Annotated in this window: 18 protein-coding genes; 9 read left to right on the plus strand and 9 right to left on the minus strand. The window is 53.2% G+C overall.

All coding sequences use genetic code 11. The annotated features are described in order from the left end of the window. Positions 1 to 67: 67 nt before the first annotated feature. From SH302x_RS21640 to cutA, 4 genes are all read right to left on the minus strand, one after another. Positions 68 to 1,714 (minus strand): efflux transporter outer membrane subunit, encoded by a 1,647-nt coding sequence (locus tag SH302x_RS21640; protein ID WP_479364797.1) that lies wholly within the window; start codon positions 1,712 to 1,714, stop codon positions 68 to 70. A gap of 282 nt (positions 1,715 to 1,996) precedes the next feature. Continuing rightward, positions 1,997 to 3,199: a tRNA pseudouridine(13) synthase TruD gene (truD, locus tag SH302x_RS21645; protein WP_479364798.1), complete on the minus strand. Its 1,203-nt coding sequence runs from the start codon at positions 3,197 to 3,199 to the stop codon at positions 1,997 to 1,999. A 23-nt stretch (positions 3,200 to 3,222) separates the two neighbouring features. Next, positions 3,223 to 4,344 carry an endo-1,4-beta-xylanase gene (locus SH302x_RS21650; RefSeq protein ID WP_479364799.1) on the minus strand — a complete coding sequence of 374 codons (1,122 nt, stop codon included), beginning with the start codon at positions 4,342 to 4,344 and terminating at the stop codon, positions 3,223 to 3,225. Positions 4,345 to 4,436: 92 nt separating this feature from the next. After that, complete coding sequence (gene cutA / locus SH302x_RS21655) at positions 4,437 to 4,757, minus strand: divalent-cation tolerance protein CutA (RefSeq protein WP_479364801.1); 321 nt, start codon at positions 4,755 to 4,757, stop codon at positions 4,437 to 4,439. A gap of 236 nt (positions 4,758 to 4,993) precedes the next feature. On the opposite strand from cutA, the gene SH302x_RS21660 reads away from it, so the two are divergent. Continuing rightward, entirely contained in the window at positions 4,994 to 6,619 is a 1,626-nt protein-coding gene (locus SH302x_RS21660; protein ID WP_479364802.1) for a trypsin-like peptidase domain-containing protein, read from the plus strand. 145 nt (positions 6,620 to 6,764) lie between these two features. Here the strand turns inward: SH302x_RS21660 and argC are convergent, their stop codons facing one another. Continuing rightward, positions 6,765 to 7,781: an N-acetyl-gamma-glutamyl-phosphate reductase gene (gene argC / locus SH302x_RS21665; RefSeq protein ID WP_479364803.1), complete on the minus strand. Its 1,017-nt coding sequence runs from the start codon at positions 7,779 to 7,781 to the stop codon at positions 6,765 to 6,767. Positions 7,782 to 7,927: 146 nt separating this feature from the next. Next, a complete protein-coding gene (locus SH302x_RS21670) occupies positions 7,928 to 10,510 on the minus strand; it encodes a protein-disulfide reductase DsbD family protein (RefSeq protein ID WP_479364804.1) in 2,583 nt (860 codons plus the stop codon). A 68-nt stretch (positions 10,511 to 10,578) separates the two neighbouring features. Here SH302x_RS21670 and SH302x_RS21675 point away from each other — a divergent pair, with 68 nt between their 5' ends. After that, positions 10,579 to 11,379 carry an SAM-dependent methyltransferase gene (locus SH302x_RS21675; protein WP_479364805.1) on the plus strand — a complete coding sequence of 267 codons (801 nt, stop codon included), beginning with the start codon at positions 10,579 to 10,581 and terminating at the stop codon, positions 11,377 to 11,379. A 257-nt stretch (positions 11,380 to 11,636) separates the two neighbouring features. Next, complete coding sequence (locus SH302x_RS21680) at positions 11,637 to 13,010, plus strand: serine hydrolase (RefSeq protein ID WP_479364807.1); 1,374 nt, start codon at positions 11,637 to 11,639, stop codon at positions 13,008 to 13,010. An 11-nt stretch (positions 13,011 to 13,021) separates the two neighbouring features. On the opposite strand, the gene SH302x_RS21685 is transcribed toward SH302x_RS21680, so the two are convergent. After that, positions 13,022 to 13,948: a LysR family transcriptional regulator gene (locus SH302x_RS21685; RefSeq protein ID WP_479364808.1), complete on the minus strand. Its 927-nt coding sequence runs from the start codon at positions 13,946 to 13,948 to the stop codon at positions 13,022 to 13,024. A gap of 120 nt (positions 13,949 to 14,068) precedes the next feature. Here SH302x_RS21685 and SH302x_RS21690 point away from each other — a divergent pair, with 120 nt between their 5' ends. The 6 genes from SH302x_RS21690 to SH302x_RS21715 are packed head-to-tail and all read left to right on the plus strand — an operon-like array spanning position 14,069 to position 22,678. Beyond that, a complete protein-coding gene (locus SH302x_RS21690; protein ID WP_479364809.1) occupies positions 14,069 to 15,361 on the plus strand; it encodes an MFS transporter in 1,293 nt (430 codons plus the stop codon). Continuing rightward, positions 15,358 to 17,070 carry a cyclase family protein gene (locus SH302x_RS21695; RefSeq protein WP_479364810.1) on the plus strand — a complete coding sequence of 571 codons (1,713 nt, stop codon included), beginning with the start codon at positions 15,358 to 15,360 and terminating at the stop codon, positions 17,068 to 17,070. Before SH302x_RS21690 ends, SH302x_RS21695 begins: the two co-directional genes overlap by 4 nt. After that, on the plus strand, positions 17,067 to 18,419 hold the full coding sequence (gene otnK / locus SH302x_RS21700) for a 3-oxo-tetronate kinase (protein ID WP_479364811.1): 1,353 nt from the start codon (positions 17,067 to 17,069) through the stop codon (positions 18,417 to 18,419). The genes SH302x_RS21695 and otnK overlap by 4 nt, the downstream gene beginning before the upstream one ends. Beyond that, on the plus strand, positions 18,412 to 19,044 hold the full coding sequence (gene otnC, locus SH302x_RS21705; RefSeq protein WP_479364812.1) for a 3-oxo-tetronate 4-phosphate decarboxylase: 633 nt from the start codon (positions 18,412 to 18,414) through the stop codon (positions 19,042 to 19,044). Before otnK ends, otnC begins: the two co-directional genes overlap by 8 nt. A 30-nt stretch (positions 19,045 to 19,074) precedes the next feature. Continuing rightward, entirely contained in the window at positions 19,075 to 20,211 is a 1,137-nt protein-coding gene (locus SH302x_RS21710; protein WP_479364814.1) for an isocitrate/isopropylmalate dehydrogenase family protein, read from the plus strand. Between the two features lies 1 nt (position 20,212). Beyond that, complete coding sequence (locus SH302x_RS21715) at positions 20,213 to 22,678, plus strand: DUF5060 domain-containing protein (protein ID WP_479364816.1); 2,466 nt, start codon at positions 20,213 to 20,215, stop codon at positions 22,676 to 22,678. Positions 22,679 to 22,999: 321 nt separating this feature from the next. Here SH302x_RS21715 and SH302x_RS21720 read toward each other — a convergent pair whose 3' ends face one another. Together SH302x_RS21720 and SH302x_RS21725 are read right to left on the minus strand one after the other, a co-directional pair. Then, a complete protein-coding gene (locus tag SH302x_RS21720) occupies positions 23,000 to 24,826 on the minus strand; it encodes a phospho-sugar mutase (protein ID WP_479364817.1) in 1,827 nt (608 codons plus the stop codon). Positions 24,827 to 24,921: 95 nt separating this feature from the next. Beyond that, positions 24,922 to 25,581: a PEGA domain-containing protein gene (locus SH302x_RS21725; protein ID WP_479364818.1), complete on the minus strand. Its 660-nt coding sequence runs from the start codon at positions 25,579 to 25,581 to the stop codon at positions 24,922 to 24,924. Positions 25,582 to 25,743: the final 162 nt, after the last annotated feature.

Genomic DNA, 25,743 nt, shown 5'->3' on the forward strand with positions numbered 1-25,743 from the left:
GCAGACGCGCCCGTGCATAAGCACGTGATGGCTCAGTAAGTGATCAAGGACCGGAAGAGAATCTCTACTATCGAGTTAGGGTATGCTGGAACGGTGTCGCAACCGGATAGTCTCCGTTCATGCGACCCGAAGCGATTTCGTAGTGCTTTACTTGCAACAAGTCAAATGAAGTCGAGCGAGCTTGATTCGTCGGCTGCGAAAGACTGCTCCCGAGCGGCGGTTGCGAAGGACTCTCACATGCAATCAAAGCTCCCGTCGCAAACGCATTTTCCCAGCCGCCCCCTAACGACTTAAACAGCTCCACCAAACTAGTGGCAATCTGTCCTTGAGCGACGGCTAGCTCGTCCTGCTGAATCAACAACTGCGATTGCAAGACATAGATGCGTCCGTAGTCCAAAGCGCCTCCAGCATAAAGCTCCTTCGACTTTTCGACCGCAATCTGAGAACCAATCACCGCTCGCTGCAAATTGTCGGCGCGGTCAAATCCTAATACATAGGCTACTTGCGCATCTTCGGCTTCGCGTGCGGCATTCAATACGGTGTTCTGGTAGTTATGACAAAGCGCTTCGAACGCGGCTCGCTCGGCCGCCACTGTGCTTTTGATACGACCGTAGTTCAAAATGTTCCAGCTAAACCCGGGCGAAATCAGACCAGCGGTACTCGATCGATTGAATAGGTCGCTGAAATTTTCTGACGCATAACCGATGTTACCAATCAAGCTGATGTGCGGATAAAACTCCGCTTCCGCAATTCCAATCTTGGCCGATTGTGCAGCGAGGTCCCGCTCTGCCTTGCGAACATCTGGTCGACGGCGCAACAAGTCGGCAGGAATTCCAAACGCGAGATTGTTTGGAGGCTGCGGAATCGCTCCAGACCATCCAATCTCACACGACAGATCGGTCGGAGGTCGGCCAAGCAGTACGCTCAATCGATTGTTCGCTTGTCGCCGCAGGATTTCTAAATCGGGCAGCACCGCGCCGGTCTGGCCAACAATGGCTTCCGCTTGAGCGATATCCAATGTCGTGCCCAAGCCAGCCTCTCGCTTCTGTTTGGCAATCTCGAGAGTTTGCTCCTGCGTCTCCAAATTGCGGTTTGCCAGCGCGATCCGATTCTCCAACGTCCGCATCTCGATATACGTTTGCGCCACTTCGGCGACGAGAATGACGCGTGCTTCATCATAGATCGCCGACGTCGCTCCGACATTGGCATCGGCTGATTCAATCGCGCGACGGTACCTGCCCCAGAAGTCAAGCTCCCAACTAGCCGCCATTCCAACCGACCAATTCTCAGGGCGAATATCGGGAGTGAAAACGCCAGGAAAACTGAAGAAGTTTGCCGTATTAGTGCTCAGCCTGGACTTACTGTACGAGCCGTTTGCGACTTGAAGTTGCGGATATAGATTGCCTGCGACGGCATTGCGACGGGCTCGCGCCTCAAGAATTCGTTGGCCCGCCTCACGTAGCGTCAAATTTTGAGACAGGGAATCGTGAATCAGTGCATGCAGCGTCTCGTCCTGAAAATGCAGCCACCATACCGGCAGCAATGCCATTTCGCCCTGCAGCCTGGGGTGTTCGGCTAAAGCCCAGTTGGTTTGCACCATCGCTGGCGGCCGGCGATAGTTTGGGCCGACTTTGCAACCGAAAATCGAAAGCGAGACGATTACAGTGAGCAATAGCTTACAGAGTCGTACATCAAGATTAGGCTTGGCTAGCATTATCGATGCAATTCCCTTTGCATGCGCAATCCGTAAACAGTCTACATAGAGCACTCTTCGGTCATCCACGCGCGCCGCCTACACAGGGCATGCTTGAATCGCCATAACCGACAAGCCCGTTAGAGTCGAGCGGTTGCCTTATCAGGCCAGGGCAAGTCAGTTATTAAATCCAGGTCAATCAGCCGTTGAGCGTTAGCGCACGGTTTCCAAGAGAACCGATGCTAACGCATTCCGGCTAATCGCGCAGACTCAAAAACTGACTGGCCCTGCTTATCAGGCCGATCAATCTTCCTCGACGTTTCCAACGAACGGCTCTTCCATCCCCAACCGCTTGACGATCATCGTCGCGTAGGAGCCGCGTTGCAAGTCAAACTTTAACCTCAGCCCCTTGCGCCCGGCGTGCAGGTCGTCGTCGATCACTTCGTACTCCAAGCCCTGAAGCGGACTGATGGCAGCGCGAAACCCCTTGGAAAAAAAGCTATCTCTAGGGTGCTTGGTACGGATCTGCCGAAGCTCCAAATCACGCCGCGCCAGCACGCGGGTCAAACACTCACGACTCAACGAGTCAGGAATATCTTCCATCGTCATTCGAGCGGACGGCAAAGGCAACTCCAACGCAACCATTTGTTCTATCACGGAACGTTCCAGCCGCACCGGAAATGCGACTTGGCCTGTCTTCAATGGCAACATGAGCACGTCTTGCTGCGCGGCTAGCGTCTGAATAACTTCCGACAATAGTTCATTGAACAGTTGGCTTTGGAACGCAGCCAGATATAAACTCCGTAAGTCCTTGTTGACTGTCCCCCAGGCGCCTTTGAAGTCGCCAGGTCGATCGTTCAAAAATGTAATGATGCTGCGACGATGCGATTTACTGAGCTTCTCTTTGCATGTTTTCCAGTCGCCCCAATGCTCGCGCAAGATCGCTTTCTCATGCTTTTCACTACTGGAGTCAAACGCGTTCGGTTCTGCAAAGGTCAACCACAGCGTTCGCTGGTAGTCACCCCGAATCCACGGGTCAGCAATAAATTCACCTTGTAAGCTGACCGAGCCAAAGCGTTGGTCATCAAAGTAATTGGGAACACCAACCTCTTTTAGAATCGGCATCGCCTCCACCGCAACTCGGACTTGGTCATCCGTGAGATTCCGCAGCACGAGTTCGAATCGGTTGCCAGTGATGTCTTGAGGTTGGAACGGCTTGTAGGTGTATCCCAAACACTCCACACTAAAGCTGGATTGTTGCAATCCTCGGTTAGGCCCACCAGCGATAGTAAAGAACTGGCTCGTCACCGCATGCTTGTCCTTGAGCCCTCCCCAGGACAAGCGATACCGCGCCAACTTCCAACGTTGCTGAAGGGCATTGATCGCTTCCAAGGTACCAATGCCACGCTTCTCTAATCGATATAGCGCAAACTTTCCATTGGCACCGTATTCAATCTCGCTAAGTTCTTCGACTTGGAAATCTTCCGGCAGACGTTTAACCTTCATGCGGTGTGAAGTGGCTCGACTTTCTATTTCTTCAGTACATCAAGTACTGCTTGGTAAGCTGGCTTGGGAGCACCATCGCGATCAAACAGCAACGGATGATTCGTGCGATCCCATGGGAAGTAGTTCAGCCAACTTTCGCCGTCATGAAGATTCCAAAATGAGACTCGAGCAATCACGTCTTCGTACTTATTGAACAAGGCAAATAATTGAGCATACTGCTCTGCTTGTCGCTGGAGAATCTCAGGCGGACAGCCATCTTTGTACGGATCGATCTTCGACATCTCATCGCGATACTTGCCTCCGTCAGCCCACCATCGGGATCGCGGTACAACGTCGATATCCAATTCCGAAACGACCACCTTGATGCCTAGATCGCGGCACTCTTGGAACAGTTTCTCCAGATCCGCAAATTTAATCGTGTCGATTTCAAAATGGCCTTGGATACCCAGTGCATCGACGGGCGCCCCTTGCTCCTTCAACGACTTGAGCAGCCGCACCGTCTTTTCAAGTTTGCCTGGATACTCGCAGTTGTAGTCGTTGTAAATCAGCAGCGCCGTAGGGTCCTTCTCCTTGGTGTACTGGAACGCTTTGACGATAAACTCTTCGCCGCTGGTCCGTGTCCAAACCGAATCTCGCAAGTAGCCTTCGCTGCCGTCATCAAGCGCTTCATTCACCACATCCCACATCGAGACATCATCGGCATAACGACTGACCACGGTGTCGATGTGAGTCTTCATGCGCTGGAGCAACTTTTCTTTCGAAGTTGGCTTTTCGCCATCGGTCAGCCACCACTGCGATGTGCGGTCATCTTTAGCCCACACCAAACAGTGACCAACAATGTCCAGGTTGTGCTCTTTCGCGAATTCGACAAAGCGGTCGGGGGTTTCGAAGTTGAACACACCTTCCTGCGGATGGACGCTTTGTGTCTTCATCGAATTTTCAGGGGTCACTATTTCAAACTGAGTGGTCAGCAACGCCCAATCTTTCTGACGCGTGGGGATGTTATCGCTGACGCCAACCCCAATCTTGTATCGACCGGCGACCGCCTCTTTGAGTGAAGCGGGCTCCTGGCCGCAAACATTCGAAACAGATGCATAAAGCGAAAAAGCCGATAAAGCGACCGCGAGTGATTTTTGAAACAACATGATCTCAGTGATAGAGTGAGGGGATTGGAGTTTGTAAACGCTTGGCAGCCCAAACCGATTCAAAGCATCGATCGTTCGAGCGGTTCTTTAGATTAACTCACCTGGACTTGGCTATCTACCCAGGCTGCATATTCTGGATCAACTTTTGGAATTGGCATCGCCATGATCTCGGGCACCTTGTACGGATGATTCTCACGCAAGCGTTCTATGCAGCGATCAACACAGCGTTGTTCGGTTTTGACCGTGCAACGCCATTCGGCTTCATTCGCCATGGCATCTTGCCACCAATAAAAACTGCGCAGCGGTCCGTCCACTTGCACGCAGGCCGCCAAACGGTCCGTGATCAACCGTTTGGCAATCAGCTCGGCATCGATTTGTGTCGGGAGCGTGGTCGTGATTTGCCAGATTTCCAAGCGTAAGTTCCTTGTGTGGTTACCGTAAACTACTACCGGATTGTGATAGATCTGCGCGTAAACGCAAGGCTTGCTAGCAAAACTACTTCAAGAGAACTTTCAAGTTTTCCTCAAGTTTGCACTTGTGCCCTAAGCCCGGTTCTCAAGACACTCCCGACGACCAATCGTGGGCGGCAAGGAAGCTGCCAAGAAACCAAAAGACAAGTTACTAGCTATCGGGCAAGGAGGCTCCGCAGATGGCGACAAAAGTCGTACTGTGGTCGCGTGTCGTTTACACGGTTCTACTGAGCGTAGCGGCGATGCATTCGGCAATCGCTTCGGACGTGATTCTGCTGGAATTCACTGCGCCCAGTTGCCAAGCTTGTCGAGCGATGCAGCCCACGATTCAACAACTGTCCCAACAAGGTTGGATCATTCGCGAGATTGATGCTTATCAAGAATCAAGTCTCACGCAGCGGTGGAACGTTGACCGCCTGCCGACCCTGATCGTGCTGGTCGATGGCGAAGAAGCCGATCGCATCATGGGGGAAGCGAGCCCCGCACAATTAACGCAACGCCTCGCACGTTTCGCAGGCAACGCCGCCCTACCGCAACGGACTTCGCCGTCGCGAACGGCTCAACCCCAATCACGAATCGTTTCCACCGAAGTCGAAGCTGGGCCTTTCCCCGCGCTGAGCTTTCCAGCGATGGATGACGCGGTTGAGCAAACCGCCATGCTCTCGGGAACCAGCACTCCACTGCAGGCGACGGAGCGATTTCAAGAACTCAGCGCCGTCACGCCTACAACGCTCAGCGCAGGCCGCAGTTCAATGTCCAACGCTTCGGCGACTTCCATCCCGACGATCGACCCGATGGATGCGACCGTTCGCATTCGCGTCGATGAAGGCAACACGTTCGCGTTCGGCACCGGGACCATCGTCGAACAACGCGGTGATGATGTGCTGGTGTTGACATGCGGTCACTTGTTCCGGGGTAATCGAGGGCAGACGCCTGTCTCCGTTGAATATATCAGCAACGGACAATTGACGCCGACCTCTGCAAGTGTCGTCGATTATCAGTGTGAACAAATCGATATTGCCCTGATCACTTTCAAGTCCGCTGCGAAGGTGACCATCGCGCCGATGCGACCGCAAAGTGAACCTTTGGCCGAAGGTGAAAGCGTGGCAAGTATTGGCTGTGACCACGGCGCTAATCCCACACGACGCGATTCACGCATCACGAAACTCAATCGCTACCTAGGGCCGCCAAATGTCGAAGCTGCAGGTGCACCTGTCCAAGGCCGCAGTGGCGGAGGCTTGTTTGATGCACAAGGCCGGCTGATCGGCGTTTGCTATGCCGCTGACAATGAATTGGACGAAGGACTCTACAGCGCACCGCAAATCCTTTACCAGCAAGTTGCCAAGTACGGACTAAATCATCTTTATGACCAGCCCGCCAAGCCAGCCAGTGTGGCCCCAGCGATGGCTCAAACCGCACCAGCTACCCTGCCGGTTTCCGCCAACAGTTCTAGCGCGATCCCCAGCTTAGCGGCCTCCCCACGCGCTGCAGCCGATGACTTGCAGTTCGAATTGCCACGGTTAGTTGACTTGGCCAGAACACAGCCAGAACAAAACGATGCGCCGAAGTACAACGACGATTTCCCGGACAGCAAATCGAGAAACCTACGTTCTGCAACCAACACCAACTCGGCTCCACTTTCCATCAGCCCTGGAGCCGTAAGCAGCCTGACGGTGATTGTCAGGACTTCGACTGGTGAGCAACGTATCTTGGACATACCAGACGCGCCTGCCAGCCTGGTTCAGGCCTTGCAACTGCAAGCCATGCCGGCTGACCAAGGCCCTGCGGCTGTCGCTCGTCGCTGAGTGATGAATTGTTAAGGCCTGTTTCTAAATGGGTCTGGGCCTAAGGCAACTGCTCAGAATAAATGTACCAACGGACATCTTTGTCCGTTGAAGTATCGACTGACTTGGAAGTCCGTCGCACGGTACTCCAATTTCGAGCGATTGCCTAAATGGGTAACAAGCCTAAGCGTTGATCCAGTCCAAACATGCAGTTCATGTTTTGAACGGCAGCCCCGGCGGCTCCTTTGACGAGGTTGTCGATCGCCGAGAGCAAAATGATCCAGCCGTCATTTTCGCGGACCGCGATATCGCAAAAATTGGTTCGCGTGACGAAGCGAGTGGCTGGCAAATGACTGACCACGCGGACGAATGGCATATGGTTATAGACCGTGCGCAAACATTCTCGAATCTGGTTAGCGGTGACTCCTGACTTCGGCCGCACGTAAATCGTAGAAAAAATCCCGCGTTCCATTGGCATCAAATGCGGCGTGAAAACAATATTGGGTTTTACTCCTGTGAACCGCTGGATGATGTTGGCAATCTCAGGCTGATGACGATGCGAACCTACAGAATACGCACTCACGCTTTCGTTGACTTCACCGTACAGATTGGCCAGCTTGGGTGTACGTCCCGCTCCACTCACACCGCTCTTGCTGTCCACCAGAATTGTTTCGACGTCGATCAGCCCTTCTTTGATGATGGGTGACAACGGTAAGATCGCCGAGGTTGGATAACAGCCGGGATTAGCGATCAAGTTAACACCGTTAAGCTTATCGGCGAACAGTTCTGGTAAGCCATAAGGGGTGGTCAATAAGCGAGCCGGATCAGGATGCACTTCGCCATACCACTTTTCATACAGCGCGGCATCGTTTAACCGGTAGTCAGCACTCAGATCGATGACTTTGCAGCCAGCGCTCAATAGCTCCATGACGTAGTGTGCCGAGGCGCCGTGCGGCAAGCAACAATAAGCAACGTCGCACAAGCCAGCGATTTGTTCGGGCTTGAGATCCGCCACCGTGACATCCAAGCGATCTTCCAACTCGGGGTGCACATCGCTGACGCTGCTGCCGTCGCCCTGCCGACTGGTCGCGGCGGTGATTTGTGCTTGAGGATGGTTCATCAGCCAACGGATCGATTCAATGGCTGTGTATCCAGTGACGCCAACGATGCCTACACGTATCATGAGTATTCCTAAAGCAAATCCGAAAAGGGGTCTGACCCTTTAGAGACTATTCGATTTGATTGGTGTTTTTGCCTCGCCGGAGAGGGTCAGACCCCTTTTCGGATAGGTAACAGATGCAGACTGAGAGCGAAGGTGAATTCCAGAATTTACTGCACGCCGACTTCTTTTCGAACCGACTGCAGCACAGGCTTGGTCGTCAGCGAGGGGTTGTCGGAGATGTTGGTCTTGACGGCTTTTGAGACCGCGACTGGAGTGGCCTCGGTCTGCGCGTCGCGATTTGTTTGGGCCGCTTGCAGCGTATCGATTGCGGAAGTTGCTCGGGCCGTCTGCGTATCGCTCTTGCCAGCCCCTTGAACGGCTTGTTCAATAGCGCTCAAGACAGTGCCTTGGGTAAGACTGTCGCGGAGGATGATTGGTTCGGACCCTGCGCCAGCCGGATAGATAGCCAGCAACGGGATCGAATTGCTATTCAGTTCCTGGATCTTTTTGGCGATCGCGGGATTGGGTTTGGACCAATCGGCCAGCATCGGCACGAAATTGTTTTTGGTGAGCGCTTTAGCGACCTCTTCGGTTTCAATCGCAATCAAGGAGTTCACTTGGCATGTGCTGCACCATGACGCCGTAAAGTCGATGAACACGGGACGACCGTCGGCTACAAAGCGTTGCAACTGGGGTTCGTCATAAGGCAACCAGTTGATCAAATCCCTTGGCCCCAAGTATTTTACGGACAACCAACCGCTTAGCACGACGACGCCAACTCCCACAATCCAAGCCCGCGTCTTCACATCGAATTCCGCGTAAGCAGGAACCTTGCCGATAATCCAGCATCCCATGCCTGTCATCACCGCGATGGTAAGTGCGGCGATTCGATATTCAACATCGACCGTCGACACAAACCAGACAACCGCCAACAGCAGCGGGAAGGCTAGGAATTGCTTGAAAGTGATCATCCAATCGCCGGGCTTGGGCAACAGCTTCATCGCTTGCGGATAGGCGGCAAAGATCAGGTACGGCGAGGCCATCCCCAACCCCATGCCCAGGAACATGAGCAGGATGACCCAAGCGGGCTGAGTTAACGTCAACGCGAACACTTGACCTAGCATCGGTCCGCTGCAGGGGATGGCGATCAGCGTGGCAATCAAGCCTTTGCTAAACGCACCGATGGCCCCTTGCCGCGTTGAAAGTTCAGCCGCTTTGCCGTGACTGGCAAACCCTGGCACCGGAATCTCCCACACTCCCATAAAGCTCAAAGCCATCGCCGTCAGCAACACGATGATCGCGATCTGAAGGCCAAAATTTTGGAACTGCTGCCCCCATGCAATCGTTTGGTGCGAAATCAATTGCACCGCGACGGTCATCAAAGCGAAACCCATGAAGACAGCTAAAATGCCCGAGGTGTACCACAAATTCAAGCTTGCGATACGGCGAGGATTACCTCCCGATTCATCGATGAAGCTCATGACTTTCAGCCCAATGACCGGTAGCACGCACGGCATGAAGTTCAAAATAAATCCACCTAACATCGCCATCGCAAAATAGCTAAAAAGCTGGATAGGTGCGAGCGCTTGACGCGGTTGAATCACCAGTTCCGACTCCGTCGCAGTATAGTTAGCACGATTGGCAGCATAGGCCTGTTGAACAGTCGGATAATCGACCGCGGAGATTGCTAAAGCAACAGGGCTAGAGGCCTTGGCGTTTGATTCAACTTGGATTTCGCCACTGAATCGGAAGGCCAACGGTTGATCGCAACTGTTGTCGGTACAAGCTTGAAAGCCCACGACACCAGAAATTGGATAAACGCCTGGAGCCTTATCCGCAGGAACGGCAATGGGGATCTCCCAAGTGACTGTTCCCATGTGATAGGTGGTGCTCAAGACACCGGGGACCAGATCCACGGTGGTAACCGGTACCTTGGTCGATGGAGATCCAACATTCAATGTGCCTGTTTGAGTTACAGCAATCAGCGTCTTTTGTTCGACGTCTTCTTCGCCTTGAGCCATCGGGTACAGATGGAATTCATTATCTGGCTTTCCGATCAACATCAGCTTCACTTGGTCCCCTGGTGCAACGCTGGGAGAACTGAGCATCGCTTTCCATTCCACATGTCCAAGAGGATCGCGATAAGGAGCGTCGGTTGCAATGACGGCAGCATAGAATCCAGCAAACTGAGCACTGGCTTTTGCGCCGTTGATTGGAATACAAGCGCCTTTGCGACACACTTGACCATCGACCTTGATATCGATTGTGAAGTTGGTGCTGGCCAGTTGGCTTTCAAAAGTGATTGGGGCAGACCAAGTGACCGAGTCGTAGAACTTCTCAACCTTGGTACCTTCAAAGCCTTCCATCTCCAGGGTCGTCTCGGGCGATCGTTCGGGGACAAAAGGTCCGGCCAGTGCGATGCCTGGGGATTCAATCTCGATGACCGTGGCCATCGGCCCGCCTTTGGGCTGCGTGGTCGAAAAGATATAGTGTGCTTCTTCTACGTTGGCCGTTACATGCAAGCGCCCGCGTTGGCCTGATTGCTCGGCTTCGTACTTCGCTTCAATTGCTACTGGCGCACCCAGCCCGCCAATAGAAGTGCGACCAAAACCGCCAGACGAAAACGAGTTCAATCCGGTGACATCGCCGCCTTTACCGCCCAGCGACTTTTTGGAGATCTCTTGCGAGAACAACGGACTGCCCACTGCCAACGCAAGGCATGCAGCAATCATTGCAACAATTCGTGTCATAGTCTTCAGTCTTAAAATTTGATACGCTATCATTTCCCAATAACGAACTCTGCAAAGCGAGTATTTTAATGGAAGCTGTTGAAGCTAGCATCTACGATTTCCCTGTCTACTACGATTTAGTTTTCGGTTCGGATTGGTCCGCCGAATTTCATTTTCTGGACAAGGTGATCGAAAGACACGTCGATTGGGGCAAAAAAATGCCCACTCGCTCGAAGATTCGCCTGCTTGAGCCTGCTTGCGGCACAGGTCGCCTTTTGTTTCGGATGGCGAAATCCGGGTGCCATGCGGCTGGGCTGGATCTCAATGAAAAAGCTATCAAATACTGCAACGACCGGCTGAAAAAGAACAAATTGCCCGAAACTGGCTGGGTTGCCGACATGTGCGATTTCGCCGTCGACAAACCTTATGATGCGGCGTTCAACACCATCAATTCTTTCCGACATTTGGGCAGCGAATCGGCCGCTGCGGCGCATTTGAACTGTGTCGCCGAAGCGATCCGTCCAGGTGGAATTTATGCTTTGGGCTTGCATTTGCAGCCTTTGCAAGGCGAGCAAACCGAAGAAGAAAGCTGGAGTGCTCGACGTGGCCATCTACAAGTGAACACGCATATGTGGCCCCGCGATAAAGATCGCCGAAAGCGAGTGGAACGCTACAACATTCGCTTTGACATCTACCAACCCAGCGGGCACACGCGCATCGATGACTGCTTGGTACTGCGGTCCTATACGGCGGCTCAATTCGACAAGCTATTGAAAGCTTGCCCAAAATGGACCATCGCAGAAACATATGACTTTCGCTACAGCATCGACGACCCGATCGAGGTCGATAAAACAACCGAAGATGTCGTCTATATTCTAAAGCGGATTTGAAACGCTCGCGGGATGCACATGTAAGATGACGTAGCCTCCCCACACGGAACGCATTCCTCTGTTAGGATAGAGACCTGCAAATCGAGCTAGGGCTTTGCCACAACTGGTTTCTGGCGTACGACGGACTTCCAGTCCGTCGACCGACACCATGTAGCGACGGACTGGAAGTCCGTCGTACACATAAACTCACCCCTGACTTTAAGCCTTCACAAAGCACCACTCCTATTTATTTTTCACTGCTCAGCGAGAAAACTGCGATGCGACTACTCTTTTTAGTGCTCCTGGTAAGCTTTTTCTGCGTTCACTCTCAAGCGCAAGAGAAACTCAAGTATGAAGAGAAACTAAAAGCACTTGCAGATCCCTACGTCAAAAACCGCGTCTTCCAAAGTGCAGTTGTCGGCGTCGTCTTGGATGGTAAGTCCTGGTTCTATAGCTTCGGTCAACTCTCGCAGGACTCCGCCAAGACGCCTGACGAAAACACGCTGTATGAAATTGGCTCCATCTCCAAAGTCTTCACGGGCTTGTTATTGGCAGACGCTGCGAATCGAAAACTGGTCGAACTGAATCAGCCAATCGCAATCGCAGCGCCGGAACTCGCCCAGCAAAACCCAGATCTAATGAACAAGATCACATTCCAACAGCTTGCCCAGCACATGTCAGGCTTGCCACGCATGCCCGACAATATCCAACCGCCAGATCCCAACAATCCCTTTGCTCTCTACGATCGCCAGATGTTGCATGCGTATTTGCAATCGGCCAAGCTCTCACGGGAACCCGGCAGCCAGCATGAATACTCCAACTTGGGCGGTGGGTTACTGGGCGACTTGCTGGCATCCCAAGCGGGCGTCAGCTATGAAGCATTGCTCACCAGCCGTTTACTCAAACCGTTGGATATGACCGACACGCAGATCGAACTGAACGCGGAATCGAAGTCGCGATTAGCTCCACCCACCAACTCCGCCTTAGCTGCCGACCACGTCTGGGACTTCGATGCACTGGCCGGCGCGGGTGCTATTCGCAGCTCTGCCAAAGACATGGTGCGTTTCATCAATGCAAACTTGAATCCACCTAAAAGCGAGGTCGGCCAAGCGATCGAGATCGCATGGAAACAAACCTTACCCGCAGGGAAAGAGCATCGCGCTATGGGCTTGGGTTGGATGATTGCCGGTGATGGTTCAACTCGATGGCACAATGGACAAACCGGCGGATATCATGCGATGTTGCTGATCAACCGCCAGTTGAAAGCCGGACTGGTATTCCTGTGCAACACCGCCACGATGGATGCCGACCAACTCGCCGAGAGTATGTTTCAAACCATTGTCGGTATGGACGTTAAACCTCGCACCTTTGACGAGGAAAAACAAATCGACCTTGCAACCATCCAGCGTTTGGTCGGTAGTTATACGCTAGCGCCCGGAGTGATTATTACCATCTCGGCCAGTGGCAATCGACTGCTGGCACAACTTACCGGCCAACAGGCGCTGCGAGTCTATCCTGAAAGCGACACCGTTTGGAACTATCGCGAAGTGGCGGCGCAATTGCGATTTGAACTACCCACCGAAGGAGCCGCAAGTAGCGTGTCCTTGCATCAAAACGGCCAAATCTTACGCGCACCGCGTATCGCGGAGTGATGTCGCCGGGACTAGCAATCTTGACCACGGCTGATAAGTTCCAAAAATTCATGCGCGGGCGAACTGAGCTTTCGACCGGCGCGGTAGGCCGCTACGATTTGCACTTGCCCCATCTCCTTGGTTAACGATCGACAAGCTAGCCCTTTCGTAAGATATCCGTGCTGACTGCCAGCTATGATGCCGATGCCTAAGCCTGCACGAACGCACGCAAGTGTGGTGGCCGAATTGTCAGTCTCCACAGCGATTATCAACGGCTTGCGAATCTTGAATCGGAAACAAGCCTGCTCAAACATGCTGCGCCCGATCGTGCCATCGTGGCCTAATACCAACGGATAATCCAACAACTGCTTGAATTCGATCGCGTTGCATTTGGTCAGAGCATGTCGCGGCGGCAACACCGCGAGATATTCGATATGGTAAAGCTGATGATATTCCAAGCCTGAGTGCAGGAATGCTCCAGGGGGTTCGATCATCAATCCCAAATCCGCTTTGCCATCGAGCACCAGTGCCTGAGCGAGTTGATTGTCCGCCGCCATGATGCGAAGCGTCACTTGTCCGAATTGTTTGCGGAACGCTCGTAAGGAAGGTCCAATATCCTCCAAAATCAACCGATTGCCACTTGCAATGCGCAAGCAACTGGGCAGCGAGCCGTCAGCTTGTTCGAGCAACTCAAACGTGGATTCAATGTTGGCCAGTAACGGTTTCAGTAGGTCGTACAACGCTCGACCGGTTGCTGTCGGTTGAATGTTTCGCCCGACTCGGTGAAACAACGCTTTACCGTAAGATTTTTCCAGCGCCTTGACTTGCTCCCACACGGTGGTTCCAGCTTGATCTCGCGCCTGGGCGGCATGAGCGTAACTACCGGATTCGTAAACCAGGCAGAAGGCCATCATCTGCTGGACGGTCAATTTTTCCATACGAAGGTCAATATCGATCATCAGGCACCGCTTTGGTCATTCGGAATTAACGGACATTCAATCGGAATTATACAATAGATCCGATCTTTGCTGCTGGTATCTTAGTTCAGTCGCTCGCATTTCCCTCTCCGGTGTCCGCACATGAATCTCGCATTCAAACCGTTTCCGTATCGCGCGTGGATTGTGATGGCGACTTTCATGCTGGCGGTCTTGCTGTACGTTGACCGTGTGTGCATTTCGGTCGCAAAAGACCGCGTCGCCGACGACCTTAGCTTGTCGGACCAGCAAATGGGCTGGGTGTTTGCAGCGTTCTCGTTGGGCTATGCGCTGTTCCAATCGCCCGCGGGCTGGCTGTCGGATCGTTATGGACCTCGCATCGTTTTGTCGGCCATCGTCAGCATATGGTCCTTGTTCACCGGGTTGTCGGCATTGGCGTGGTCGCTGGCTTCGATGCTGGTCGTGCGGTTTCTGTTTGGAGCGGGCGAAGCAGGCGCTTTTCCTGGCATGACGCGCGCTCTAGTGGCATGGATGCCTGCCAGCGAGCGTGGATTGACACAAGGAATCAATTTCTCGGGTTCGCGAATTGGAGCGGCCTTTGCTTATCCAATCTTAGCTTTGATGATCGCTCAGATTGGTTGGCGGCCCAGCTTTTTGATCTTGATGGGGGTGGGGTTCGTCTGGGTGGTAGCATGGTACATCTTGTTTCGCGATGAACCGACGCAAGCGGCTTGGTTGCCGCCATCAGAACGCGACCTGATCTTGGCGACTCGCAACGATGGTTCAACTTCCAGCGACGCCACGCCGACTTCCGGACAACCCAGCCTTACTTTCGGCCGCATGCTGCGCAGCACCTCTTTGTGGGCGCTGAGCGGTCAGTATTTCGCATCGAACTTTACGTTCTTCTTTTGTTTGACTTGGCTATTTCCACAACTGAAAGTACGCTTCGATTTAACAGGTTTCGAAGCTGGCTTGTACGCATCGGTGCCGCTGCTATTTGGAGCACTTGGGAACTGGGTATCCGGCGTTTGGGTCGATAGGATCTTTCGTCAAGGAGCATGGGTTCACTCGCGTCGACTGCCAGCGATGGTCGGTTTCGCGTTGTCCGCCGTTGGGCTCGTCGGCAGCGTCTTCGCCCAGTCGCCTTGGCTAACTTGCTTATGGTTCAGCTTGAGTATCTTTGGTGCGGACATGACGTTGGCTCCATCGTGGGCGGCCTGCATGGATATTGGTCGACGTCAATCGGGCGTGCTTTCGGGTACTATGAATATGGCTGGTAACATCGGTGCATTCATAACGTCGCTTGCGTTTCCAAGCTTACTTACATGGACGGGCAGTGCGACGCCCTTCTTTTATTTAGCCGCTAGCCTCAATGGCTTGGCCCTGCTGGCTTGGTTAGCAGTCAACCCTACTCGCAGTCTTGAGGCCGCATCATGAACGCTCCACGCCAAGGGTTACTGATCGGCGCAGGTTATTTCAGTCACTTCCACCTCGATGCCTGGCAGCGAATAGAACGAGGCAACATCCTGTGCGTTTGCGACCTTGATCTCCAACGTGCCAAGCGTGTTGCCGAACAGTATGGCATTGCTCACTACTCAGATAATTTTCAGCAAGCGTTCCAGCGACATCGATTCGACTTTGTCGATCTTGCCACACCACCGACCGGGCGAGTTGAATTGATCGGCCAGTTGCTGCCGCATCGAATACCGATCCTCTGTCAGAAACCACTCGCCAATTCGTGGCGCGAGGTACAACAGATGCTCCCCGCAGTCGAAGCGTCCCAAGTGACTTTCATGGTCCACGAGAATTTTCGCTTCCAACCTTGGTATCGTGAAATCAAACGCTTACTAAACGAGGGAGTTATCGGCGATCGCGTGCACTCGATCACAATGCGAACACGCATGGGGGATGGTTGGCAAGCCGATGCGTACTTGCAACGCCAACCATACTTTCGCACGATGCCCAGATTGCTGATCCACGAAACCGGTGTTCATTTCATCGACACGTTTCGCTACCTGATGGGCGAAATAACTCAGTGCCACGCACAAACTCGTCGACTCAATCCAGGCATTGTGGGTGAAGACAGCGCGGTACTTTCCTTTCAATTTGAGAACGGTGCTTGGGGGACTTGGGATGCTAGCCGATACCACGAGACCGATGCAGACGATCCACGCTTTACCTTTGGTGAATTGTGTATCGAAGCCAGTGGCGGCAGTATTTGGCTGGACTCCAGTGGCGACATTCGTATCAAACCGTTAGGACAACCTGTGGTCAAACATGCATATCATTGTCCACGCAATGGATTTGCAGGCGATTGTGTGAAAGCGACGTTTCTCCATTTCTTAGACGTTCTCGATAACAAGGTCGCTTGCGAAACTAGTCTGCAGGAGTACTCAAAAACGTTGCAAGTTGCCGAAGCGAGCTATCGATCGGCGACAACGAATCCATTGCAGTCTTCAGCGAGCACTCCGCCTGCTTTGCCTGCGGGTCAAGCTGTGCGTGGTTTGCGAAAGATAATCGATCTGAGTTTCCCACTTCAACCTAATGCGGATACCTTTCAGCTTGATTCATGTCGCACGAAAGCGACCCACGGTTGGAATGCGACGACGATTACCATGTATTCGCACGTCGGGACGCACATGGACGCACCATGCCATTTTATCGATGGTGCCAAGACTATTGATCAAACAGTGATAGACCGTTGCGTGGGCCCAGCCAAGCTGATCGACTTAACACCAACTGCACCTAAGGAACTGATCACCGTCGAACGCTTCCTTCAATCCGCTCCACCGATTCAGCCAGGCGATCGATTGCTATTGCGAACGGACTGGCATCGAAAATTTGGTACGCCAGGGTATCGCAACGAATTGCCGCGTATCTCGTCCGAGTTAGCGCAATGGCTGGTTGCACAGGAAGTGGCACTGGTTGGCATCGAGCAGTTGTCGGTGGCAGACGTCAACAACTTGGCGGAGGTGACCGAGGTCCACGAGATTCTCTTTCGCGGCGGTGTAATCATTGTCGAAGCGCTCGCAAACCTTGATCAACTCACGCAGCCGATAGTTGAATTCATCGCATTGCCACTCAAAATCATTGGCGGCGATGGTTGTCCGGTACGAGCGATTGCTATTGAGGAGCCCAAGCCATGATTGATCGGATCGTCCTGGGGTGTGTGGCGGATGATTATACAGGAGCAACAGATTTCTCCGCGATGATCACGCGAGTCAACGCTCGTGTGGTGCAGTTCTTTGGTGTCCCAGGCGAGCAATTGCTGGCCAGCCCTGCGGTGAAATCCGCAGTCGTTTCTGCTACAGCAATGGTCGTCGCGTTAAAGACACGCTCAGCGCCGCGCCAGATGGCTATTGAGCAGTCCTTAGCAGCCCTTGATGCACTGCAGAAACTAGGGGCTTCGCGATTTTACTTTAAGTACTGCTCCACTTTTGATTCAACTGCCATTGGCAACATAGGCCCGGTGGCTGAAGCGATGGCCGCGCGGTTGAAGCAATCGGTCGTGTGGTATTGTCCTGCTTTTCCTGAGAACGGCAGGACCGTGTATTGCGGGCATCTTTTTGTTCATGGAGTTCCGCTGCATGAGAGCGGCATGAAGGATCATCCGCTGACGCCGATGCGGGATAGTAATCTCACAAGAGTCTTACAGCCGCAAGTCACATGGCCTATCAAACTGCTGAACCATAGCCAGCTTACGAAAACCCAAGAGGCGGATGTTGATACCGAGCCGTATCACGTCATCGTCGACTCTATTGATGATGGCGATCTGCGCCGCATCGCGACGCTTGCAAGCGATCATGTTTTGATGACAGGCAGTTCAGGTATCAGCGGTTATTGGGCAAGTACGCTGGGGATTGCAACGTCGATCGGTGATATCGATAGAGAAGCTCAAACATTCGTCACTGGTCAAAAGGAGCCTTCTTCGGAGCAACATCCCTTTACAGTCATTTTGGCTGGCAGTTGTTCAAATGCAACTCGCTCTCAAGTGACAACGTTCGAGCAAGCAGGGGGGCCGACGCTGCACTTGAACGCAATGGTTGCAACAGCCGATCGACCTTCTTTCGATGCGGAGGTTCAACGAGTGGCGAATTGGTGTCTGCAGCACAAGCACCTGCCAGCGGTATTGGTGGAATCCGGACGAGATGCTCAAGCGGTCTACGATTTAGCTCAACAGTTAGGGTCTGCACAAGCTGCCGCTGTCGTTGAAGAACTATTTGCAACGATCGCGGCGAAGTTGGCGAATCATGGCGTTCGTCACTGGATCGTCGCTGGCGGAGAAACATCCGGAGCTGTCATCAGAGCACTTGATGTCAAAGCGGTTAGCATAGGTCCAGAGATCGACGCAGGGGTCCCGTGGGTGCAGTCTTTAGATGAAGCGGGCTATTGGTTGGCCCTGAAGTCAGGCAACTTCGGCCAGCCCACCTTCTTTGCGGACGCTTTAAAATGTTTTGAAAACCATGCCACGCGTAAGGAGCCTTGCGATGAATGAACGTGAGCTACGAGAGCAAATGGCATTGCATGGTAAATCTTTGTATGAACGAGGACTTACGCCAGGTAGTTCAGGAAATATCAGCGTTCGATTGCCTGATGGGATGTTGATCACGCCGACCAATTCATGCTTGGGCCGATTATGTCCTGACGAGATATCGCGGCTGGATCCCGTCGGCAACTTGATTTCTGGTAAGCCACCTTCCAAAGAAGCTTTCTTACATTTGGCGATGTATCGATCGCGTCCCAAAGAGCAAGCGGTGGTCCATCTGCATTCAACGTGGTCGGTCGCCGTAAGTTGCTTGACCGACACGGATCCCAACAATGTGCTGCCTGCGATTACCGCCTATTACGTGATGCGAGTTGGCCGAGTTCCTTTGATCCCTTATTTTGCGCCCGGCGACAAGGAACTTGCGCACGCGGTCGAAGAAGCGACTCGTGCTGCTCGCGGCGTGCTGCTGGCGAATCACGGGCCGGTCGTCTGCGGAGTGGACCTCGACGCTGCCGTCTATGCGATGGAAGAGTTCGAAGAGACCGCCAAACTGAATTTGATTCTACGAAACCTTCCCACACGCTTTTTGACTGACAACCAACAATCGGAACTTCATCGCCGATTTCCTTCCTAAACGAGAATAGATCAACGAGTAACTTTGATTATGACTAGCTATAACATCGTTGCCCTGCCTGGTGACGGGATTGGTCCCGAATGCCTGGACGCAACCTTACAAGTTTTAAACGCGGTGCAATTGGCTGAGCCTCAACTGCATTTAACCATTACACAGCATCAAGCGGGCGCGGAACACTATCGCCAACACGGTGTGGCCATTCCCGAGCATGTCTTGCATGATTGCTTGCAAGCGCACGCCGTGCTGCTTGCGGCGATCGGTCTGCCAGACGTACGCAAGCCGGATGGAACCGAAGTGCAACCCGAGATGATGATGGGATTGCGACGAGCGATGGGGCTCTATGCTGCGGTGCGACCAGTAAAACTATATCCGGGCGTAAAGAGTCCTTTGAATACGGCCTCCAGCGGGATCGATATGGTCGTGATTCGAGAAAATCTCGAAGGCCTCTTTGCGTCGTTTGGGCGCGGGTCTGTTTTGAATGATAGCGTGGCGACCGATACTCTGGTCATCACGCGGGAAGGGACTCGGCGGGTTGTGGATTTGGCGTTTCAGTTAGCTCGAAAGCGAAACGGTCGACCGCTGGATGGAAAACGCCGCGTAACCTGCGTGGATAAAGCGAATGTGTTTCGCAGCTTTGCATTTTTCCGCAAAGTCTTCTTGGAAGTGGCGGCGGGCTATACGGACGTTGTTGCAGATACGGCCTACGTGGATGCGATGAGTCTCTATATGGTCACCACGCCCAGCGAGTGGGATGTATTGGTCATGGAGAATCAGTTTGGCGATATCTTGTCCGACTTGGGAGCTGCTATTGTCGGCGGGCTTGGGCTTGGACCTTCCGCAGAGATCGGTGAAGACCACGCATTGTTTCAGCCTTCGCATGGAACCGCACCTCAACTAGCTGGCAAGAACGTTGCTAATCCCATCGCCACCATACTTTCGGCTGCGATGATGCTCGATTGGCTCAGCGATCGGCATCAAGATGCGACGGCTAAACGAGCAGCGCAGCGAATCGAAGAAGCCGTTGCGAGTTTCTTACTTGCTGGAGCCCTAAAGACTGCCGATCAAGGCGGCACTGCGTCCACTTCTGAAGTCGCCACAGCGATCGCTCGACTGGTCCTTTCGCATGTGCCAAACGCAACAACCAATTACTTGGAGACAAAGGTGTAAGATGAGCACGCTCAGAATATTTCCGATCATTGTGCTTTGCTGCCTAGCATCTGCGTCCGTTCGTTCGGCGGAAGTTACAGGTGAGCTTAAGCAGTGGCACACGGTCACGCTTGCTTTCGATGGACCAGCGACCAACGAACAAGCGGAAGTCAATCCGTTTGTGGCATATGAACTCACGGTACGAGTCATTCATCGCGAAAGCTCGATCGCATATGATCTCGTGGGCTTCTTTGCCGCCGATGGAAATGCGGCGGAAACTTCGGCCACGGAAGGAAACAAATGGCAAGCTCGTTTCACGCCACCAAAAACGGGCACATGGGACTTCGAGGCGAAGCTGACTCAGCAGAACGCAGTTGTTGTCCTAAGTAAACCGAGTGGGAGTTTTGATGTTGCGGAATCGGACAAGACGGGCCGCGACTTTCGCGCCCGTGGGCATCTTCAATATGTTGGCCAACGGTATCTGCAATTCGCTGGCAGCGGTGAGTATTTTCTGAAGGCCGGAGTTGATAGCCCAGAGACGCTGCTAGGCTACCACGATTTTGACGGCACGTGGCATGACACATTGCAGCACCCGTACCCGGCACCGCATAACCCTATCAAGTTGCCGTCGTTGGATAAAGGTCTTCACCGCTATGCGACGCATGTCGCCGATTGGCAACCGGGAGACCCCGTATGGCAAGGAAATAAGGGGAAGGGTTTGATCGGCGGCTTGAATTATCTGGCAAGCTTGGGAGTCAATTCTGTCTACTTCCTAACGATGAATGTCAACGGCGATGGACGTAATGTCTGGCCTTGGACAGACCCAATCGCTTTTGATCGTTTCGATGTCAGTAAACTAGAGCAATGGGAGATCGTTTTTTCGCATATGGATCGCCTCGGCTTGCAGATGCACTTCGTGTTGCAAGAAACAGAGAATGATCATTTGTTAGACCAAGGTGACTTAGGTCCCAACCGCAAGCGATACTTACGGGAAATGGTCGCCAGGTTCGCTCATCATCCGGCGATCGTATGGAATCTGGGCGAAGAGAACTTGCAGACAACGCAGCAGCAAGAGGCCATGGCAGACTATCTGCGATCGATTGATCCTTACAAGCATCCTATCGTCATTCACAATGATCATTGGGCCGCCAAGAACTTGCGGGATACGTTTGATCCGTTGTTGGGTAAAGCGGCCTTGGATGGTACCGCGATTCAAGACTTTCACTGGAATGACATTCATGGCCATGTCCGACATTACGTCGACGCTTCAAGAAACGCGGGGAAACCTTGGGTTGTCTGCAGTGACGAAATGGGCGGTGCGAATTTTGGATTGAAGACTGATCAGCAAGATGTCGACCATGATATTCCGCGCAGCAAGGGTTTGTGGGGAAACCTGATGGCCGGTGGAGCGGGCGTCGAATGGTATTTTGGTTGGCAGAACAATAGTCCAGACAGTGATTTGTCCGCCGAAACTTGGCGAACGCGTGAAGCGATGTTTCGTCAGTCAAAGCTTGCCGTCGATTTCTTTCACCGCTATTTGCCATTTGATCGTATGCAGTCAATGGACGATTTGACGATGGCTCATGACGACTACTGCTTTGCCCAGCCAGGTGAGCTGTACTGTGTCTATCTTCCTCAAGGCGGCAATACGCGGCTAAATCTCTTGGACCATGAAGGAACTTATCGCGTGGCTTGGTTCAACCCTCGCACAGGCGGGGAATTGCAATCAGGTTCGGTGCAAGTGCTTCGAGGAGGCCAGTGGGAAAACATTGGCGAACCTCCCAGCGAAGATGGCCGCGATTGGGTAGCATTGATTCAAAGGTCGCAACCGGTTTACACCGCCAATGCGAAGGGCATTATCGCTGTGGAAGCCGAACATTTTTCGCGGCAGGAGCGTGACGATGTTCGGCGCTGGTATGTACTGGAGAAATCGGGCGAGTTGCCTCCATTGGCTGGTGCTGGCGAAGAAACTCGCTGGGTGCGTTCGATGCTATCGGCTGCCCCAAAGGCCAGTGGCAATCAGTTTGTTCGGCTGCTGCCCGATACACGCGTGACACACGACGACACGTTGATCTCCGGCGAAAATTTTTCGCCACAGCCCGGTAAGATGGCTGTATTAAGTTATCCAGTTTTCTTCTCTCAAGCGGGACGTTATTACGTCTGGGTCAGGGCCTTTTCCACAGGCACGGAAGATAATGGTCTGCACGTTGGATTGAATGACACTTGGCCAGCCAGTGGGCAACGTATGCAGTGGTGTGATGGCAAGCATCAATGGACATGGGCATGTGCTCAGCGAACGGAAGCGAATCACTGTGGCGAAGCAATGCAAATCTATTTGGACATTGCGGAGGCCGGCCAGCACACGGTGCAGTTCTCCATGCGTGAAGACGGCTTTGCGTTCGATAAGTTCCTGCTGACACAAGACATCGAATATCGTCCGAAGGATGCGGATGTAAATGAAACGCTGTCTGCAGTTGCGGTAGATTGAAAGAGCCATTCATTCGATGACGGCGAGCTCTGGGCGACCGTTGGGCTTGCCCCAACGCGTCGCAAAAGGATTGGTGTGCTAAGCTCGTACGGGTAACCGGCCCCACCCTTTCTTAAGCCAGTCGCCGAAGGCGGCTGACTTAAGAAATGAAAGCGTGTCATTGGGCTCGCTGTCTAGAACACCAAAGCGGTGTCCGACGGGGACGAGCCCCGATCGGACATGCTCGCACGTCAGGATTGCTTTAGCGCACCAATCCCATTGCGAAGACTGAACTCAAGGCCCAGCTTCGCTTGGCCCTATCGCTAATGCGATTCCCAGTCGCTACTGAATCGTCTTGGCAAACGCTTGGACGGCGACTTTCAGCTTAGCGATTCGTTCCTCAAGTATTGCGTTAGCGGATTCTAAATCCTGCGATTGTTCGGGCGACAGGCTTGCAAAGAAATAGAATTTCACTTTGGGCTCGGTACCACTAGGCCGTACTGCAACATAATTCCCAGCTTCTGCAAGATCCAGGATAACCATGTCGCTCTTGGGGGCATCCAGCGGCGTTGGCTCGCCACCAATGGGCTTGACGGTTAGCGTCTTGTAATCTCGCATCTGAGCGACTGCGGCGTCGCCTAACGTGGCTGGTGTATTGCTGCGGAAGGTGGCCATCAGTTTTTGCATCAACTCCATGCCCTGTGAGCCTTCCATTTGGACATTGATCAATTCTTCGCGATGCAAGCCATGCTGCTTGTACAGATTGTCCATCTGTTGATGCAGGGAAATTCCTTTGGCCTTCAATGACGCCGCCAGTTGGCTCATCAGCAAGCATGCCACCGGTCCGTCTTTGTCACGGCAATAGGTGCCGATCAAATAGCCGTGCGACTCTTCGGTACCGAATGCGAAATGTTCTGGGCCGCAAGCATCCATCAGGCCTGCAATCCACTTAAAGCCAACGTGAATATTTCCTTCACAGCGAACGCCGTAGGACTCGGCAATCTTTGCCGTCAGATTGGTAGTCACCAGAGTTTTGATGATATAGTCACCAGGCTTCGCAAGTCCCATTTCTTTTCGCTTCGATAGCACGAAGTCTGCTAGCAGTGCGCCCAACTGGTTACCGTTGATCGTGCGCCATGGGCCCGTAGTGTCAAGTGTAACCGGAGCGGCGACTCCCAATCGATCGCAGTCGGGATCGGTTGCCAGGATAATATCGTAACCTTCAGCTTTAGCGGTCTTGATGGGTTCGTCAAAGACAGCAACGTTCTCCGGGTTACTGACATTGCCGGGAACATTCGGAAAATCGCCGCTGGGTTCAGCGTGCAGTGCAAAGACGGTGACATTGCTAAAGCCAGCGTCATCCAGTAGTGGCAAGACGGCCGCAGAACCTACGCCATGCAGGGGTGTGTACAGAATCTTGCACTCACGCGGTCCAGGCCAAGCGAATTTGCCGGCCGCTTCACGATACTTCTGGTCGATCTCTTCGGTGACCATGTGGATCTTGCCGGCTCCGATCGCTTGATCAAATGGTACGGTCTTGATCGATTGCACGTTCATCACGCGGTCAATGATTTGGCTATCGTAGGGAGGCAGCACTTGGCCACCGGTTGACCAGTAAACTTTCACCGCATTGTCGCTGGGGGGATTATGCGATGCAGTGACCATGATACCGCAGTCGCATTGCTTTTCACGTACGGCGAAAGATAGCTGGGGCGTGGCTCGCACACCGTCCATGAAAAAGACCTCAAATCCGTTGGCCACCATGATCGACGAGCAAAGTTCAGCAAAGTGGCGCGAGTTGCGACGTGTATCGTAAGCGATAGCGCAGCGCAATGAACCAGAGTTGCCTTTGACCGCCAGTACCATATCGGCAAGACCTTGGGCACTTTCGCCGATGGTACGATCGTTGATGGCGTTGGAGCCGATGGGGTACATGCGTCCGCGGCGTCCGCCGGTTCCGAAGGGGATGACGGTCCAGAACGCATCGTCTAAAGCTTGCCACTTGCCACCGCTGATATGTTCGACGACTTCCGCCTGATACAAAACGTATCGATCTTCGGTCAACCAGCGTTTGATGTTTGCGACTGCCGCGGCGGTGATTTGGCCGCTGAGCAGTGCTTGGTCGAGCTTTTGAAGGGCTGAATCAATTTCAGAAGTGGACACGTTCATCGCAAATAAGTCTCTCAACGAAGGAAAATGCAGTTTGTATTGCTACAGTTTATAACCAACGCAAGCGAGCTTGTGCAGACGTAGATCCACGCGGATTAGTACGGGCGGTAAGCTCCGCCGGGCACCGGTTCAGCCGCTGGGATGCGTTGCGGCAGTGGCCAACTGAAGCCCGCGTCGTTATTGGGCGGCGAACCCCACTCATTGCCCGGCAAGGGCTGCGATGGAAACGCAAGATCGCTGGGGCTGGTCAGCGGTACGCCTGGTGGCAACGAAGGATTGGGCAATGGTTGGCTGGGAATAATTTGGTTGGGAATAGTGGTGGTTGGCAGTGGACCAGAAACCGCGACGCCTAAACGAGCTTGATCCCGCAACTCTTGGCCGCTGGCGATGACTGCCTCCACAGGCACGACCGGTTCGGGCGATAACTGCACATCCACCACCCTTTCGTCACGCTGTTCAAAGGGCCACAATGTTTCGCTTACGAAAGCCAAACCCGGCCATTCGTACCACGGTGGATTGAAACGCCGCAGGAACTTCTCCGTACGGTATCCGTCCTTGATGATCTCAAAATGACGCGTTCCATAGTAAGTAAAACGCGTAGATACAGGTGTCATCCCAATCGGTTGTCGGTCGACATAGACCATCGCGCCGGGTGGATTGGTGCGAATTGTCAGTCTTCGTCGCACACATCCGCACATGGACATGACACAGAAAACGGCGGCCAGGCAAATCGCAGATGAACGGTGGATTTTCATGTAACTGCCTACCAAGACAAAGTCATCCAGTTGGGAAAACGTTAGAAATAGTCGTGTAGATCGCCAATAATTTGCAGGTAAATAGCAGGCAGAACTTCAAGATTCATCGCCATAACCGTTGCAAGTCACATACTTCGTTTGCGATTTTGCTTTTCGGCTACA

This window comes from Njordella calcicola (assembly GCF_056494125.1).

Excerpts from the sequence above, each read along its gene's own strand:
- SH302x_RS21640 (WP_479364797.1), bottom strand. The coding sequence starts at position 1,714 with ATGCTAGCCAAGCCTAATCTTGATGTACGACTCTGTAAGCTATTGCTC.
- truD (WP_479364798.1), bottom strand. The coding sequence starts at position 3,199 with ATGAAGGTTAAACGTCTGCCGGAAGATTTCCAAGTCGAAGAACTTAGC.
- SH302x_RS21650 (WP_479364799.1), bottom strand. The coding sequence starts at position 4,344 with ATGTTGTTTCAAAAATCACTCGCGGTCGCTTTATCGGCTTTTTCGCTT.
- SH302x_RS21660 (WP_479364802.1), top strand. The coding sequence starts at position 4,994 with ATGGCGACAAAAGTCGTACTGTGGTCGCGTGTCGTTTACACGGTTCTA.
- argC (WP_479364803.1), bottom strand. The coding sequence starts at position 7,781 with ATGATACGTGTAGGCATCGTTGGCGTCACTGGATACACAGCCATTGAA.
- SH302x_RS21670 (WP_479364804.1), bottom strand. The coding sequence starts at position 10,510 with ATGACACGAATTGTTGCAATGATTGCTGCATGCCTTGCGTTGGCAGTG.
- SH302x_RS21675 (WP_479364805.1), top strand. The coding sequence starts at position 10,579 with ATGGAAGCTGTTGAAGCTAGCATCTACGATTTCCCTGTCTACTACGAT.
- SH302x_RS21680 (WP_479364807.1), top strand. The coding sequence starts at position 11,637 with ATGCGACTACTCTTTTTAGTGCTCCTGGTAAGCTTTTTCTGCGTTCAC.
- SH302x_RS21685 (WP_479364808.1), bottom strand. The coding sequence starts at position 13,948 with ATGATCGATATTGACCTTCGTATGGAAAAATTGACCGTCCAGCAGATG.
- SH302x_RS21690 (WP_479364809.1), top strand. The coding sequence starts at position 14,069 with ATGAATCTCGCATTCAAACCGTTTCCGTATCGCGCGTGGATTGTGATG.
- SH302x_RS21695 (WP_479364810.1), top strand. The coding sequence starts at position 15,358 with ATGAACGCTCCACGCCAAGGGTTACTGATCGGCGCAGGTTATTTCAGT.
- otnK (WP_479364811.1), top strand. The coding sequence starts at position 17,067 with ATGATTGATCGGATCGTCCTGGGGTGTGTGGCGGATGATTATACAGGA.
- otnC (WP_479364812.1), top strand. The coding sequence starts at position 18,412 with ATGAATGAACGTGAGCTACGAGAGCAAATGGCATTGCATGGTAAATCT.
- SH302x_RS21710 (WP_479364814.1), top strand. The coding sequence starts at position 19,075 with ATGACTAGCTATAACATCGTTGCCCTGCCTGGTGACGGGATTGGTCCC.
- SH302x_RS21715 (WP_479364816.1), top strand. The coding sequence starts at position 20,213 with ATGAGCACGCTCAGAATATTTCCGATCATTGTGCTTTGCTGCCTAGCA.
- SH302x_RS21720 (WP_479364817.1), bottom strand. The coding sequence starts at position 24,826 with ATGAACGTGTCCACTTCTGAAATTGATTCAGCCCTTCAAAAGCTCGAC.
- SH302x_RS21725 (WP_479364818.1), bottom strand. The coding sequence starts at position 25,581 with ATGAAAATCCACCGTTCATCTGCGATTTGCCTGGCCGCCGTTTTCTGT.